The sequence below is a fragment of the Mycolicibacterium psychrotolerans genome (assembly GCF_010729305.1).
Classification (GTDB): domain Bacteria; phylum Actinomycetota; class Actinomycetes; order Mycobacteriales; family Mycobacteriaceae; genus Mycobacterium; species Mycobacterium psychrotolerans.
The window spans coordinates 4,562,579-4,577,392 of record NZ_AP022574.1 but is presented as its reverse complement, the minus strand read 5'-3'; the positions used below and the strand labels follow the sequence as shown (position 1 = coordinate 4,577,392).

The following is a 14,814-nucleotide window of genomic DNA, read 5'->3' as shown; positions in this document are numbered from 1 at the left end:
TCGCCGTCGAAGGTCCGGCGCAAGACCGCTCCCTACACTGAGCGCCGTGACTGTGACCGCTGACCCGACCCGCCCGCTCGCCGGGGTGCGGATCGTCGAGATCTCCAGCTTCGTGGCGGTGCCGCTGGCCGGTATGACGTTGGCGCAGCTCGGTGCCGAGGTGGTGCGCATCGACCCGATCGGCGGCGCCGCCGACTACCGCCGCTGGCCGCTGACCGAGGCGGGCGACAGCATCTACTGGGCGAGTCTGAACAAGGGCAAGCGGTCGCTGGCGGTCGACATGCGCTCCGCTGCGGGCCAGGACCTGGTGGCGCAGTTGATCGCCGACAGCGGCGTGTTCATCACCAATGTCACCGGACGGCCCTGGCATGCCTACGAGACGTTGCGCAGCCTGCGTCCTGATCTCGTCGCCGTCGAGGTCTCCGGACGCGCCGACGGCGGCACCGGCGTGGACTACACCGTCAACGCCGGTATCGGTTTCCCGCTCGTCACCGGACCGCAGGCGTCCACCGCGCCCGTCAACCACGTCCTTCCGGCGTGGGACGTCAGCTGCGGCCTCTACACGGCGCTGTCAGTGGTGACCGCGCTGCGCCACCGCGACGCCACCGGCGAGGGGCAGCACGTGCTCATCCCGCTGGAGAATGTGGCGCTGGCCACCGCGAGCAACCTGAGCCTGCTCACCGAGGCCATGGTCACCGGAACGTCGAGAGCGCGGATCGGCAACGCCGTCTACGGCACCTATGGGCAGGACTTCACCGGCAGCGACGGCGCCGCCTTCATGGTCGTGGCGCTCACCGGCCGGCACTTCCGTGATCTGACCACACTGACCGGGACGGTCGAAGCCGTTGCCGCGCTGGAGGATTCGCTGGGCGCTGATTTCTCCGACGAGGGACAGCGCTATCTTCACCGCGACGCGTTGAACGGGCTGTTCGCCGACTGGTTCGGCCGCCACACCGGCGACGAGATCGCCGCCGCGCTGTCGGCCACCTCGGTGCTGTGGGAGCGGTACCGCACCTTCGCCGAAACTGCGGCCGGGGACCGCGTGACCGCCAACGCGTTGTTCACCGAACTCGACCAGCCGCGCATCGGCCGCCACCTGGCCGCCGGGCTGCCGATGGCGATCGACGGAAGCTACCCGGCGGCGGTGCCGGCGCCCGCGCTCGGCGACGACACCGCCGCGGTGCTCGACGAGTGGCTGGCTCTCGACGACGAGCGCATCGCGGCACTGCGGGCGGCGGGAACAGTGGCATGAGCGTCCTGCTCGATCTGCTCGACGTCGCCGCCGCCGGTGAGGACACCTGGCGCGGGCGGGCCAGCGGCCCGGAGGGTAAGCGGGCCTACGGCGGCCAGCTCGTGGCGCAGAGTCTGGCCGCGGCCGCCCGCACTGTCGAGCCCGCCAAGGCGCCGACGGCATTGCACCTGCAGTTCCTGCGCGGCGGGGATGCCGGCGACGCCGTCGACTACCGAGTGTCGCGTGTCTTCGACGGCCGCACGTCAGCATCCCGGCGGGTGGACGCCACCCAGCAGGGCCGGCTGCTGACCACCGCGACCGTCTCCTTCGCTGCGTCACTGCCCGGTCCGGAACACGGCAGGCGGGAGGTCCTCGGCGACCCGGAGGCGCTGCCGCGTACCGGTCCCGCCGGGCCGGCACTGTCGATGCCGCTGGACGAATTCGACATCAGGCTCACCGACGAGGGCGCGGGCGAAGAGTTCGTCCGAAGGTTGTGGTGGCGAGCCGTTGTCGATCCCGGGGACGACCCGCTGGTGCACACCCTGGTCGCCGCCTACGTCACCGACGTCTACCTGATCGACCCGGCGCTGCAGGTGCACGGGCACTCGATGCGGTCGCGCACGCACCGCAGCGGAACCACCGATTCGTCGATGTGGTTCCACCGAACGCTGCGCGCCGATGAGTGGAACCTGCTGGAGTGCCGCTCGCCGGCCGGCGGCCGCGGCCGAGGCGTGGTCACCGCCAGCCTGATCAGAAGCGACGGCGTCGTCGCCGCCACGCTCGTGCAGGAGGGGCTCATCGCAGAGCGGGAGCCTCCGCCGGATCCCGTGGGGTGATCCGGCGGTCACGCATGCGCTGACGCACCTGCGTCACCACCGCGGTCAGCGCGATGCCGATCACGACGGAGGCCACCACGCCGTAGAGCTTGTGCGTGCCGAAGAGCGGATACACCTGGAAGTGCGTCAGATAGGTGTAGAGGGACGCCTCGGCGATCGCGCCTGCCGCCACCGCCACCACGGCCGGACAGCGCACGGCGGGTAACCAGATCAGCAGCACCAGACCCGTCGTCACCAGCGCCTCGCGCACGGAGTTGCCGAAGTAACCGTGCACGCCCACGATCAGCACGACCGTGACGATCAACCGCTGCAGCGCGGTGGTCGACTTCGCCGCCGCCCAGCCCACCGCGAAGAACCAGAACGCCAGCATGGTGAACCACGCCTCATGGCCCAGCCCCAGCCCCACCACGTCGTAGCGCAGCGCCATGCCCACGGCCAGGAACGCCGCCGCCACCGCGAAGGGAAGGCGCCGTTCCAGCCGGTCGATCGCGGGCAGCCAGAACAGCAGTGCCAACGCGACCAACGTCCACACCAGCACCTCGACGAACCACAACCGGCCCGCCGTCATGCTGTCGTGCGGACCGAGGAACTTGTTGGCCAGCAACAGATTCGACAGGTGGTAGTCGTCGGTCACCACGAGGGCGAACGCGACCCAGGCAACGGCAGGCAGGGCGATCCACCCGATGGTGGTGCGGAGGTGGCGGATTCGCGCGGGGCGGGGGAGCGGGGTCAGGCAGAACCGGGCGAAGTTGTATCCGGCGATCCCGAGCAGGATGTGCGCCCCGCCCCACACCTCGTACAGTTCGGCGTGCGAGCCGACGACGAGCACGATGGCCAGCGCGCGCAGCGCCACGCTGGTCTCCACGGTGGTGCCCCAGGACCGCCACCACCGGGGCCGCGGCGCGGGCCGGTGTTCGAGGTCGCGGATCGGCAGGCGCGGCCAGTCGGCCGGCAGGTGACCAAGCGCCCGCTCGAGGCGCACCGACATCGTGACGTAGGACAGCGAGTTGCCGCCGAGGTCGACGAACGTCGCGTCACTGCGGACGTCGGCCGGATCCAGTTGCAGCACGTCGGCGTAGAGATCGATCAGACCCGACGTGTCCTGTGCCGGATCGGCCCCGGCGGCCAGGGCCCGGGCCGCCGGATAGTCCGGCTTGCCCGAGGGCAGCAGCGGCAGTTCGGGTACCACGGCCACACCGACGGCGCCGGCGGGCAGGCCGGTGGCCTGGGCGACCCGGCGGCGCACCTCGTCGGGATCGTGATGGCCTGCGGCGACGACCGCGAGCCCGTCGTCGGCGTCGGTGCACAGAGTCCGCACGCCGTCGTCGGCGATGCTCGTCTCCAGCCGCTCCAAGTCGATGCGCAGACCGAACATCTTGACGAACCGGCTCGTGCGGCCGATGACCTCGTACAGGTCGGGCCCGCAGCGTCGGCCCACGTCCCCGGTGCGCAATGCGTTCACCGTGGCGCCGAGCGCAAGGTCCCCGACCTCGTCGGCGTAGCCCATCATGACGTTCGGTCCGCGGTAGACCAGCTCCCCGGTGCCGTCGTCAGGCCAGCCGTCGAGGGGCTCGATGGTGAAGGAGCCGCCGGGGATGGGGCGGCCGATGGCGTGGGGGTGGGAGTGGGCGAGATGCGGGGGCAGGTAGGCCATCCGGGCGGTCGCCTCGGTGGCGCCGTACATCACGACCAGCGCCCAGCCCCGCCGCCGGCCCAGTTCCGCGAAGTGCCGCACCCGCTCGGGCGGCATCCGTCCGCCGGCCTGGGTGACGTAGCGCAGATGCGGCAGACGCATCTCGGCGAAGGCGACCCGGTCGAGGAGTTCGAAGGTGTAGGGGACACCGGCGAACGTGGTGCCCCGGTGGCGGTCGAAGAGCTCCCAGAACGCCGGGTCGGCGACGGAGCGGTCGGTGAGGATCAGCGCGGCGCCGACGAGCAGGTGGCTGTGGACCACCGAGAGGCCGTAGCAGTACGACATCGGCAAGGTGGTTGCGGCCCGGTCTGTTTCGCCGATGTCGAGATACTCGGCGATCGCGCGGGCGTTGGCGACGAGGTTGGTGTGGGACAGCCGTACCAGTTTGGGTGATCCGGTACTTCCCGACGTCGACATCAGCAGCGCGAGGTCGTCGTGCAACGCGTGCGGGCCGTCGTCGCCGCCGTGCACGCCGTGCCGGTCGACGATGATGCCGGGCCGGTAGGTGGCGATCAGGGACTCGGTGTCGGCGCCTTCGGGTACCGGCAGAACGACGTGGCCGGCCGCGAGCGCCGCCAGGTAGTGGATCAGCGCCTCGATGTCGTTACGGGCCTCGAGCAGGACGAGGGTGCGCTGCGCGTCGAGTTCGCGGGCGCACGTCTGAACCCGGTCGGCGAGTTCGCGATACGTCAACCGGGTGGTGTCGGTGAGCACAGCGGTGCGGTCCGCGAAACGGCGCAGGTGGTCGAGAAGCGGCCGCATAAGGGTGACCTTACCGGCCGCCGGGTCGGCGGCTGCGGCGTCACATGCGGTTGTACTTGCTCCGCACGAAGCTGTAGGCGCCGAAGGCGGCGATGCCCAATGCGGCCAGGATCAGCAGGAACTTGCCGAACGGCGCCTGGCCGAGCGTCTTGACCGCGGCGTCTAGACCGCTGGCCTTGGCCGGGTCGGCCTGCAGCGTCGCGATGATGACCAGCACCCCAGCACCGCCGAGCACGAGGCCCTTCGCGACGTAGCCCGCGACTCCGGTCGCGGTGATCCACCGGCCGCCGTAGACGGTCAGTTCGTCGAGGAACTTCTGCGACACGCCCTTGTAGACGTGGTAGCCGCCGACCCCGACGACACCGATGCCGATGGCGATCAGCACCACCTTGCCCCACCCCGACTGCATCAGCTGTGCCGACATCCCCGAGTTCTGCTGGCCGCTGGACTGACCGCTGCCCATCGCGAACCGGGCCGCGGACAGGGCGATCGCGAAGTTGACCACGGCGAGCGCCAGCGACTTCCCCCGCTTCCACGCCGGGTTGTCGCCGCGCTGGCCCGACCGCTCCTTGGGCTTGGCACCCATCACCGCCTCGGCGATGCGCCACAGGCCCAGGGCGACCAGCCCGACGGCGGCGACCCACAGCACGATCTTGCCGCCGGTCTGGCCGGCGAGGGTGGCCAGCGCGCCGGACTGATCGGCGTTGCCTCCGGCGCCGGTGAACGCCAGCTGGGCGATGATGTAGGCGACCAGCAGGTGAAGCACGCCGCTGGCGGCGAACCCGGCACGGGCGGTGTATTCGAACGCGTCGCTGCCGGTCGCGCGGTGCGCGACGCCGTGCAGTGATTGGTGCGGAGCTCCGGTGGTCATGTCGTCCTCTCGGTCGAGCGCTGGCCCGGTATACCCCGGATTTGACGCGACCGAAACCGCTGGCGCGTCTGTGGATGAATTCGGCATTGGGGATGACTGCGCCGTCGGCGCCGTGGTCTGTCGCCATGCCGCGCGAGGGTGGCGGCATGACGAACACATACAGCCGCACCGAGATCGGGGCGGTGGGCGAGCAACTGGCGGTCGACCATCTGCGCGGGCTCGGATTGCAGATCGTGGAGCGCAATTGGCGGTGCCGGTACGGCGAACTGGACGTCGTCGCCGCCGACGAGGGGGTGCTGGTGTTCGTGGAGGTGAAGACGCGCACCGGTGACCAGTTCGGTGGCGCGGTGGCGGCGGTGACACGCGCCAAGGTGCGGCGGCTGCGCCGGCTGGCCGGGCTGTGGCTGGGGGAGCACCGCGGCGCCTGGGCTGCAGTGCGCATCGACGTCGTCGCGATCACGATGGGGCGCAGTCGCACGCCCGAGATCACCCACCTGCAGGGGGTGGGGTGATGGCGCTGGGCAGGGGGTTCTCGGTGGCGGTGCGCGGGGTGGAGGGCCTCATCGTCGAGATCGAGGCGGACATCTCCAACGGGCTTCCCGGTGTGCACCTGGTCGGGTTGGCCGACGCAGCGCTGCAGGAGTCGCGGGACCGGGTGCGTGCGGCGATCACCAACTGCGGTTTCGACTGGCCCCAGACGCGGCTGACGCTGGCGCTCTCGCCGGCGACGCTGCCGAAGATGGGGTCGGTCTACGATCTGGCGCTCGCGACGGTGGTGCTGGCCGCACACGGCAAGAAGGCGTGGCCGAAGTTGGAGAAGACGGTGCTGCTGGGCGAACTTGCGCTCGACGGGCGGGTGCGGCCCGTCAAAGGGGTGCTGCCGGCCGTCCTGGCCGCGCAACGGCACGGCTGGCCGACGGTCGTGGTGCCGATGGAGAACCTGGCCGAGGCCAGTCTCGTCGACGGAGTCGAGGTGTGGGGAGCGCGGACGCTGGGCCAGGTGCACGCATGGCTGGCAGGCAAGGGTGACCTGCATGCCCGCATCGACGACCCGCAGCAGGCGCCGGAGGTCGCGGTCGACCTGGCCGACGTGGTGGGCCAGCCGCAGGCGCGCACCGCGGTCGAGGTGGCGGCGGCGGGCGGGCACAACCTGGTGATGACCGGCCCGCCGGGGGTGGGCAAAACCATGCTGGCGCAACGGCTTCCGGGGCTGTTGCCGCCGCTGTCGCGCGACGAGGCGCTCGAGGTCACCGCGATCCACTCCGTGGCCGGACTGTTGACTGGCGACGCGCCGCTGATCACCCGCCCGCCGTTCGTCGCGCCTCACCACACCTCCAGCGTGGCGGCGCTGGTCGGTGGCGGGTCGGGGATGGCGCGGCCGGGAGCGGTCAGCCGGGCCCACCGCGGGGTGTTGTTCCTCGACGAGTTCGCCGAGATCAATCACGGCGCGCTGGAGGCACTGCGGACCCCGCTGGAGGACGGCGTGATCCGGCTCGCCCGCCGCGAAGGAGTGGCCTGCTATCCGTGCCGGCTACAGCTCGTGCTCGCCGCGAACCTGTGCCCGTGCGCGCCGCCGGACCCGCGCGACTGCGTCTGCGCCTCGGCCGACAGGCGCCGCTACCGCACCAAACTCTCGGGTCCGCTGCTCGACCGGGTCGACCTGCGCGTCGAGATGCACGCCTCGCGCGCCGGCACGTTCGCCGACGAAGGGGGCGAATCCACCGCGGTGGTCCGAGAACGGGTGTGGGCCGCCAGGGAGGCCGCGCGGGAGCGGTGGCGCCCCTATGGCGTCAGTACCAACGCCGAAGTGAGCGGCGCGCTGCTGCGCCGGTCCTTCCGGCTCGGCAGCGACGCGATGAAGCCGCTGAGAACCGCGGTCGATCGGGGAGCGTTGAGCATCCGCGGTATGGACCGGACGCTGCGCGTCGCGTGGACGCTGTGTGACCTCGCCGGCGGTGTCTCACCCACACGTGACCAGGTGACGCGCGCGCTGGCCTATCGGCAGGCGGGGGAGCGGTCATGACCGAGGAGGAGCGGCGCGCGTGGGCGTATCTGTCGCGGGTGGCCGAGCCGCCGAATCCCCGGGTGGCCGCGCTGGCCGCGACGCTGGGGCCGGTGGAAGCCGCCGAGCGTATCCGTCGGCGGGACCTCACGGATGCGCCGCTGCTGAAGGGTACCGCGGCCAGGCACGAGATCGACTGCGCCCGAGACGATCTCGAGGTGCTCGATCGGCTGGGTGGCCGGCTGATCGTCGAGGGTGACGGAGAGTGGCCGTACCTGGCGTTTCGCAGCTTCGCCGGAGTCGAGAAGTTCTCCAAACCGCAGGCCTATGCGCCGCTGGCGCTGTGGGTGGTCGGGCCGTCGGCGCTGTCGATGGTGTCCGAGCGGGCGGCGGCCATTGTCGGCACCCGCGCGGCCACGTCCTACGGCGAGTTCGCCACCGCCGATCTCGCGGCCGGTCTGGCCGAACGCGACGTCGCGATCGTCTCCGGCGGTGCGTACGGCATCGACGGCGCCGCGCACCGGGCGGCGCTGGCCTGCGACGGCGTTACGGTGGCGGTGCTCGCCTGCGGTATCGACGTGCCGTACCCGTCGGGGCATTCGGCTCTACTGCACCGGGTTTCGCGGCACGGGTTGATCGTCAGCGAGTATCCGCCGGGGATGCGGCCGAGCCGGCGTCAGTTCCTGGCCCGCAACCGATTGGTGGCCGCGGTGACGGGCGCGACCGTGGTGGTCGAGGCGGGCGTGCGCAGCGGTGCGGCCAACACCGCGGCGTGGGCTCGGGCGCTCGGTCGTAATGTGTGCGCGGTCCCCGGCCCGATCACCTCGGCGTCGTCGGTGGGCTGCCACGCGTTGATCAGGAATGAGGCGCATCTGGTCACCCGTGCCGAGGAGATCCTCGAACTGGTGGGCCGGGCGGGTGAGATCGCCGAGGATCCACCCCGGCCGAGGTCGGAGCTCGACGACCTGAGCCCCGATGAGCTCGCGGTGTACGAGGCGCTGCCCGGCCGCGGAACCCGCTCGATCGAGGACATCGCTGTGGTCGCCGGGCTGCCGGTGGCCGACGTCCTCGGGCCGCTGACCATGCTCGACATCAAGGGGTTGGTGACCCAGGACAACGGTGATTGGAAGCTGTTGCGGCCAAGGGTCTCTACTCGTCGGTGAGGCTCTTCACCGAGATGCCTGGCTGGCGGCTTGGTGGCAGTGAGAGTCACCGCATCGAGTTACTCGGCGCGGCCCGGTTCTAGCGACCGCGGCCAAATGTCGCGACGGCGGCTTGGATAGCCGCGACCCGTTCAGGGTCGACTCCCCACGGATGGTCCATGCCGACCTGTTCGTCGAGATCCCAGAGCACGCAATGCTCCTCAGGCCCCGCGACCATTGACCACGCGACAACCGTTCTGCGGAGTTGCTCGCCGATGGGATCGTTGGCCCCAGCGATGCCGGCGGGCGCGCTGCCTTCGGGGTGGTGATGGAGATACCGGCCGTACGCTTCCTCGCAGAAGGTGGAATACCGAGCAGTGCAGAGAATGAAACCATGCCACGCTTCATCGACCGCCCGCGATGGCATCCCGATCATCTGGCCATCACACAGCGCCGGTGCACAACACCGCAGCCATTGCCGTAGACCGGTCTCGATGAGCTTCCGCGGTTGCCAGGGGCACGTTTTGAAGACGGTGGAGGGAAACTCGACAACCGCCGCCACAGCATTTGCCCGACCGATCCGGTCTACGCGTCTGCGCCACACGCTGTCACCCTATGCGCCGCCCGCGCAGCGGCGTAATCTGATCTCGTGATGACCGCGATCGTGGTGGTCGGAGTTGCGCTGGTGACGTACCTCGTGGTCGCTGCGGTCATTCGCCGGGAGGCAAGGGCCCGAGACAACGCAAAGAGTGCAGAAGCCGCTTCCGAGCGCTCTACAGCCCGGGCTCTTGGCGAAACCCCGCAGGGCCAGATCTGGGACGACGATGGGCAAAGCCTTCGAGACTTCAACGCCTGGCGGGCGTCGAAGAAGGCGAGGCGCCGCAAGCTCTGGGCGGGAGGAACGGCGGGCTCGGTCGGCCTCTGGGGTGCCGGCGGGTACGGCGGCGGCGATTACGGCGGCGGAAGCAGCTGCGGCGGCGGAGGGTGTGGCGGCGGAGGTTGCGGTGGTGGGGGGTGCGGCGGCGGGTGATTCAGCGAGATCGCTTCGTCCTCGGCTGAGGCCGCCCGCGCCGGCGCGCGTGCTGGTTCCACGACGCACCTGAGCTGATTGCCGGTGGCGTTGCGAACCGCCTATCCCGCGGGTAGTCGAGGTCGCCGCGGTGCCCCGACGGTGAGACCTCGGCGCCGAAAACCGTTGACCCGGTGCGGCGCAACGCCTCTTAATTGTCGGTGAGGCTGCTGACCACAGACCCGAACATCGTCTGCTTGATCGCGCTGAGCGTGCCGCGGTCCTTGCCCTGCAGCGGGCGGAGCAGTTCGACCGCGGCGGCGGTGACCTCGCCCTCGGCCGCGGTGGCGTCGACGATCCCGAAGCCGCGGGCGTCGGCGCCACCGAAGCGGCGGCCGGTCGTCATCGACGCGACGGCCGCCTGCGGGCTCAGCTTGGCCTGGATCAGTGCCGCCATCCCCGGGTGGAACGGGATGCGGATGTCGACCTCTGGCAGGCAGAAGAACCCGCGGTCGGACCGCATCACCCGGAAGTCGTGCGCCAGAGCCAGCATCGCCCCCGCGCCGAACGCGTGCCCGACGACCGCGGCCGCTGTCGGCACCGGCAGCGTGAGCACGCGCGCCAACAGGCGGTGCACCCGTTCGAGGTACCACGGGCCCTGATCGCTGTGCGCGCCCAACCAGTCCAGGTCCAGTCCGTTGGAGTAGAACTTCGAACCCGCGGTGGTCACCAGGCCCGCCGCGCCGTCGGCGAGGGCCTGATCGATGGCTGCGTCGATATCGTCGAGAAATGTTGGGGAGAAGCGATTCTCGTCGTCGCCGAGACTCAGGATCGCGATCTTGTCGTCGAAGTCGATGGACACGGTCATGGTCGTCTTCCTTGTCGTCGGTGCTCTGCTGGTGGTCCCACGTTCAGTACGGCTCGTACCGCGGCGTGCAGATGCTCGCGTGCGGTCGGATTGCGGAGCCGGCCGCGCTGCAGCACCAGCGCAGTCGGCAGATCGACGATGCAGGCGGTGATCACATCCACGGCCGCGGCATCCTTGCGATCCCACATCGCGACGGCCAGCCGCACCATCAGGGCGATGAGCAGTCGATCGAGGTCGCGCAGCTCGGTGGCGATGTCGTCGGGAGGATCGTCGGCCAGTACGTCGTCACGCCGCACGCTCCAGAGAAGGGCCGCCGCATCCGGGCTCTGCTCGGCGAAGGCCACCGGCGCGTCCGCGGCGGCCGCAACGGCCTCGGCCGTGTCGGCACCGGCCAGCGCCCGGTCGACGAGCGCGGTCTGCACCGCCAGGAACCGCCGGCCGGCACGCAGCCAGGCCTGCCCCATCAGGCCGCCCCGGGACGTGAACGTGTGGTAGAGCGCCCCGTTGGACACACCGACGGCAGCGCTGACCGCGCGGATCGACACCGCCTGCGGCCCGGCGCTCGCCACGAGCGCCTCGACCGCGTCGAGCACCACGTCCGGGTCGTGCACACGGGGCCTGGGCATGCCTCACCGTAACAGAGCGGATGCTCTGTTACTCGACCCGGGGCCCCCAGGAGCGGCCCTGCGCCGGGCGGGGCGCTCGTATAGTCGGTTCGGGACACAGGCGCGCCGGCGGCGCGCGAAGCGAAAGGCGGCCACGTGGCAGGACGTCCGGTGCACACCTTCGAGGTCGTGCGGACCGAGCAACTCAGCCCCCACGTCGTGCGGGTCATTCTCGGCGGCAACGGTTTCGACACGTTCACGCCGAACGACTACACCGACGCGTACGTGAAACTGGTCTTCGTCGCCGATGACCTGGACGTCAGCACGCTCGAGCAACCGCTGACGCTGGACAGCTTCGGCGCGCTTCCGCCGCAGCGGCGGCCAACCGTACGGACCTACACGGTGCGCCGCGTCGACGCCGAGCGGCGGGAGATCGCCATCGACTTCGTCGTGCACGGCGAACACGGCGTGGCAGGCCCCTGGGCCGCGAGCGCGCAACCCGGGCAACGGCTGTTCCTGATGGGGCCCAGCGGTGCGTATGCCCCCGATCCGGCGGCCGACTGGTACCTGTTCGCCGGTGACGAGGCAGCCCTGCCTGCGATCGGTGCGGCGCTGGAGTCGTTGCCCGCCAACGCCATTGGTCAGGTCTTCGTGGAGGTGGCCGGCCCCGAGGACGAGATCGAACTGCAAGCGCCCAGCGGTGTCGACGTCCGGTGGATCTATCGCGGCGGCCGGTCCGACCTGGTGCCCGAGGACAACGCCGGCGACCATGCGCCGCTGATCGCCGCGGTGAAGGAAGCCCTGTGGCTGCCCGGGCAGGTGCAGGTGTTCATCCACGGCGAGGCCCAGGCCGTCATGCACAATCTGCGGCCCTACATCCGCAAGGAGCGCGGGGTCGACGCCCGGTGGGCGTCCTCGATCTCCGGGTACTGGCGGCGCGGCCGCACCGAGGAGACGTTCCGCGAGTGGAAGCGCGAACTGGCCGCCGCGGAATCCTGACAGCAAGCCAATCGGCGCCAGGCGCAGCGGGGTCGATGGCAGGCTTGCGGCATGACCTTCGGTAACTACCAGCTCGAGATCTACCTGCAGGGCCTGTCGGGCGTGATGCCGACGCTGCCCATGGATTACGCCGGCTGGGAGGCCAAGGCCGAGGTCGCGATGCCGCCGGGAATCTGGTCCTACGTCGCCGGCGGCGCCGGTGACGAACGCACCCAACGGGCCAACCGCACCGCGTTCGACCGCTGGGGGCTGATGCCGCGGATGCTCGTCGGCGCCACCGAGCGCGATCTGTCGGTCGACCTGTTCGGTCTGAAGCTGGGCTCGCCGCTGTTCATGGCCCCCGTCGGGGTGATCGGGATCTGCGCGCAGGACGGCCACGGCGATCTCGCCGCGGCGCGCGCGGCAGCACGGACCGGAGTGCCGATGGCGGTGTCGACGCTGACCGAGGATCCGCTCGAGGACGTCGCCGCCGAGTTCGGTGACACGCCGGGCTTTTTCCAGCTCTACACCCCGACGGACCGGGATCTCGCCGCCAGCCTGGTCCAGCGCGCCGAGAAGGCCGGCTACAAGGCGATCATCGTCACGCTCGACACCTGGATCCCGGGTTGGCGCCCGCGCGACCTGTCGACATCGAATTTCCCCCAGCTGCGCGGCCGGTGCCTCGCCAACTACACCAGCGACCCGGTGTTCCGCGCCGGCCTGGCCCAGCCGCCCGAAGAGAACATGCAGGGTGCGGTGCTCAAGTGGGTGCAGCTGTTCGGCAATCCGCTCACGTGGGCCGACCTGCCGTGGCTGCGGTCGCTCACCGATCTCCCGCTGGTACTCAAGGGGATCTGCCATCCCGACGACGTGCGCCGCGCCAAGGACGGCGGGGTGGACGGCATCTACTGCTCGACCCACGGCGGCAGGCAGGCCAACGGCGGGCTGCCCGCCATCGACTGCCTGCCCGACGTCGTCGCGGCGGCCGACGGCCTGCCCGTGCTGTTCGACTCCGGGATCCGCAGCGGCACAGACATCGTCAAGGCGCTCGCGCTCGGCGCCGCCGCCGTCGGCGTCGGCCGGCCGTACGCCTACGGCCTGGCCATCGGCGGCGAGGACGGCCTCGTGCACGTCCTGCGCTCGCTGCTGGCCGAGACGGACCTGACGATGGCCGTCGACGGCTATCCCACGCTGGCAGATCTCACTCCGGACACGCTGCGGCGCGTCCTGTAGAGCCGGGCCGTCGCCGGTGCAACGGTGACCGGCGTGGAGGCGATCCTCGAGGAGTTCGACCAGTACCTCGCGCTGGAGCGCGGCCGCTCCGCGCACACCCGCCGCGCCTACCTGGGCGACCTGCGCTCGTTGTTCGCGTTCCTGGCCCAGCGCCACCCCGACGCCGGACTTCGCGCCCTGACCCTCCCGGTGCTGCGATCGTGGCTGGCCGCGCAGTCGTCTGCCGGTGCGGCGCGCACGACGCTGGCCCGGCGCGCCTCGGCGGTCAAGACGTTCACCGCCTGGGCGGTGCGCCGAGGTCTGATCGCCGAAGACCCGTCGGTCCGGCTGCAGGCACCCAAGTCGCGCCGCACCCTCCCGTCCGTGCTGCGCCAGGACCAGGCGATCGACGCGATGGACGCCGCCGCCTCCGGCGCAGCCGAGGGCGACCCGATGGCCATTCGTGACCGGCTGATCGTCGAGATGCTCTACGCCACCGGGATCCGCGTGAGCGAGCTGTGCGGCCTCGACGTCGACGACATCGACACCTCGCGGCGGGTACTGCGCGTGCTCGGCAAGGGCAACAGACAACGCACGGTGCCGTATGGCGCACCCGCCCACGGTGCGCTGACGTCGTGGCTGACCGAGGGCCGTCCGGCGCTGGCCACCGCGGCCTCGGGCGCCGCGCTGTTGCTCGGAGCGCGGGGCGGGCGGCTCGACCCGCGGCAGGCGCGCACCGTCGTGCACCAGACCATGGCCGCCGTCACCGGGGCCCCGGACATCGGCCCCCACGGGCTGCGTCACAGCGCCGCCACCCACCTCCTCGAGGGCGGCGCCGACTTGCGCGTCGTGCAGGAGCTTCTCGGCCACTCCTCGCTGGCCACCACGCAGCTCTACACCCACGTCACCGTGGCCCGGCTGCGCGCGGTGCACGACCAGGCGCACCCCCGGGCCTGAGCGGATCAGCGCAGCGGTTTGAGCCGGATCGGCGTCGTCACCACCAGAGCCACCGGGTCGACGTAGTCGGCCCGGGCCGCCGCGCCCCACATCGCGCCCCAGTGCAGGCACGCCGGTGCGGCGCAGCCCGGATGCCCCGGCTGCAGCGCACCGATCACCGTCCCCGCGCCCACGAGCTGGCCGGCGCGCACCGACGCGCGCACCGGCTCGTAGCTGGTGCGCAGGCCGCCCGGATGGGCCACCGAGACCAGGGGGCGCCCCGCGAGTTCACCGGCGAAGACCACGGTGCCCGACGCCGCGGCGTGCACGGGCTGCCCGGCGGAGCCGGCGAGGTCGACACCGCGGTGGCCCCGCTGCCAGTTCGGCGACGGGGCGTCGAAGGCCCGTACCACCGCCGGGCGCGGCCGCAGCGGCCACTCCAGCCGGGCGCCGTCGGCCCACACCGGCGCCGCCCACGCCACGGCGAGGATCATCAGAACCGCCGGTACGCGCATCCCGCCAGTGGACCGTGCGGCCGCCGCGTCGGCCAGCCCCGATCGGCGCGGCTGTGGATGGCTGGTCGCGGTGGTCAAACCACCCCTGGGCAGCGTGTAAACTTCCCAACGCAGCTCGCTTTTGCGGGCTGACTTCGCGCGTCTGCACGAGCCC

General features: G+C 71.2%; 14 protein-coding genes. 8 read left to right on the top strand and 6 right to left on the bottom strand.

What is annotated here, in order from left to right:
- The first annotated feature begins 52 nt into the window (after positions 1–52).
- The gene (locus G6N45_RS22260; RefSeq protein ID WP_407664343.1) at positions 53–1,252 is read left to right on the top strand and encodes a CoA transferase; all 1,200 of its coding nucleotides are present in this window, start codon (positions 53–55) and stop codon (positions 1,250–1,252) included.
- Entirely contained in the window at positions 1,249–2,067 is an 819-nt protein-coding gene (locus G6N45_RS22255) for an acyl-CoA thioesterase (protein ID WP_163724849.1), read from the top strand. Before G6N45_RS22260 ends, G6N45_RS22255 begins: the two co-directional genes overlap by 4 nt.
- Here the strand turns inward: G6N45_RS22255 and G6N45_RS22250 are convergent.
- Entirely contained in the window at positions 2,027–4,522 is a 2,496-nt protein-coding gene (locus G6N45_RS22250) for an AMP-binding protein (protein ID WP_163724845.1), read from the bottom strand. The two genes, G6N45_RS22255 and G6N45_RS22250, sit on opposite strands and share 41 nt — an antisense overlap.
- A 40-nt stretch (positions 4,523–4,562) precedes the next feature.
- On the bottom strand, positions 4,563–5,393 hold the full coding sequence (locus tag G6N45_RS22245) for a DUF1206 domain-containing protein (protein WP_163724841.1): 831 nt from the start codon (positions 5,391–5,393) through the stop codon (positions 4,563–4,565).
- Between the two features lie 146 nt (positions 5,394–5,539).
- Between G6N45_RS22245 and G6N45_RS22240 the strand changes: the two genes are divergently transcribed.
- The 3 genes from G6N45_RS22240 to dprA are packed head-to-tail and all read left to right on the top strand — an operon-like array spanning position 5,540 to position 8,558.
- Positions 5,540–5,905: a YraN family protein gene (locus G6N45_RS22240; protein ID WP_163724838.1), complete on the top strand. Its 366-nt coding sequence runs from the start codon at positions 5,540–5,542 to the stop codon at positions 5,903–5,905.
- A complete protein-coding gene (locus G6N45_RS22235; protein WP_163724835.1) occupies positions 5,905–7,416 on the top strand; it encodes a YifB family Mg chelatase-like AAA ATPase in 1,512 nt (503 codons plus the stop codon). The genes G6N45_RS22240 and G6N45_RS22235 overlap by 1 nt, the downstream gene beginning before the upstream one ends.
- Positions 7,413–8,558 (top strand): DNA-processing protein DprA, encoded by a 1,146-nt coding sequence (gene dprA, locus G6N45_RS22230; protein ID WP_163724832.1) that lies wholly within the window; start codon positions 7,413–7,415, stop codon positions 8,556–8,558. Before G6N45_RS22235 ends, dprA begins: the two co-directional genes overlap by 4 nt.
- A gap of 79 nt (positions 8,559–8,637) precedes the next feature.
- Here the strand turns inward: dprA and G6N45_RS22225 are convergent, their stop codons facing one another.
- From G6N45_RS22225 to G6N45_RS22210, 3 genes are all read right to left on the bottom strand, one after another.
- Positions 8,638–8,973 carry a UCP032817 domain-containing protein gene (locus G6N45_RS22225; RefSeq protein WP_407664233.1) on the bottom strand — a complete coding sequence of 112 codons (336 nt, stop codon included), beginning with the start codon at positions 8,971–8,973 and terminating at the stop codon, positions 8,638–8,640.
- A 784-nt stretch (positions 8,974–9,757) separates the two neighbouring features.
- Positions 9,758–10,414 (bottom strand): enoyl-CoA hydratase-related protein, encoded by a 657-nt coding sequence (locus G6N45_RS22215; protein ID WP_163724826.1) that lies wholly within the window; start codon positions 10,412–10,414, stop codon positions 9,758–9,760.
- Positions 10,411–11,040, bottom strand: coding sequence for a TetR/AcrR family transcriptional regulator (locus G6N45_RS22210; protein WP_163724824.1), 630 nt, complete (start codon positions 11,038–11,040; stop codon positions 10,411–10,413). The genes G6N45_RS22215 and G6N45_RS22210 overlap by 4 nt, the downstream gene beginning before the upstream one ends.
- A gap of 135 nt (positions 11,041–11,175) precedes the next feature.
- Between G6N45_RS22210 and G6N45_RS22205 the strand changes: the two genes are divergently transcribed.
- The 3 genes from G6N45_RS22205 to G6N45_RS22195 are packed head-to-tail and all read left to right on the top strand — an operon-like array spanning position 11,176 to position 14,166.
- A complete protein-coding gene (locus G6N45_RS22205; protein WP_163724821.1) occupies positions 11,176–12,018 on the top strand; it encodes a siderophore-interacting protein in 843 nt (280 codons plus the stop codon).
- 51 nt (positions 12,019–12,069) lie between these two features.
- Entirely contained in the window at positions 12,070–13,230 is a 1,161-nt protein-coding gene (locus G6N45_RS22200; RefSeq protein WP_163724818.1) for an alpha-hydroxy-acid oxidizing protein, read from the top strand.
- A 33-nt stretch (positions 13,231–13,263) separates the two neighbouring features.
- On the top strand, positions 13,264–14,166 hold the full coding sequence (locus tag G6N45_RS22195; protein ID WP_057147706.1) for a tyrosine recombinase XerC: 903 nt from the start codon (positions 13,264–13,266) through the stop codon (positions 14,164–14,166).
- A 5-nt stretch (positions 14,167–14,171) separates the two neighbouring features.
- Here G6N45_RS22195 and G6N45_RS22190 read toward each other — a convergent pair whose 3' ends face one another.
- Positions 14,172–14,660 carry a M23 family metallopeptidase gene (locus G6N45_RS22190; protein ID WP_163724814.1) on the bottom strand — a complete coding sequence of 163 codons (489 nt, stop codon included), beginning with the start codon at positions 14,658–14,660 and terminating at the stop codon, positions 14,172–14,174.
- Positions 14,661–14,814 lie beyond the last annotated feature (154 nt).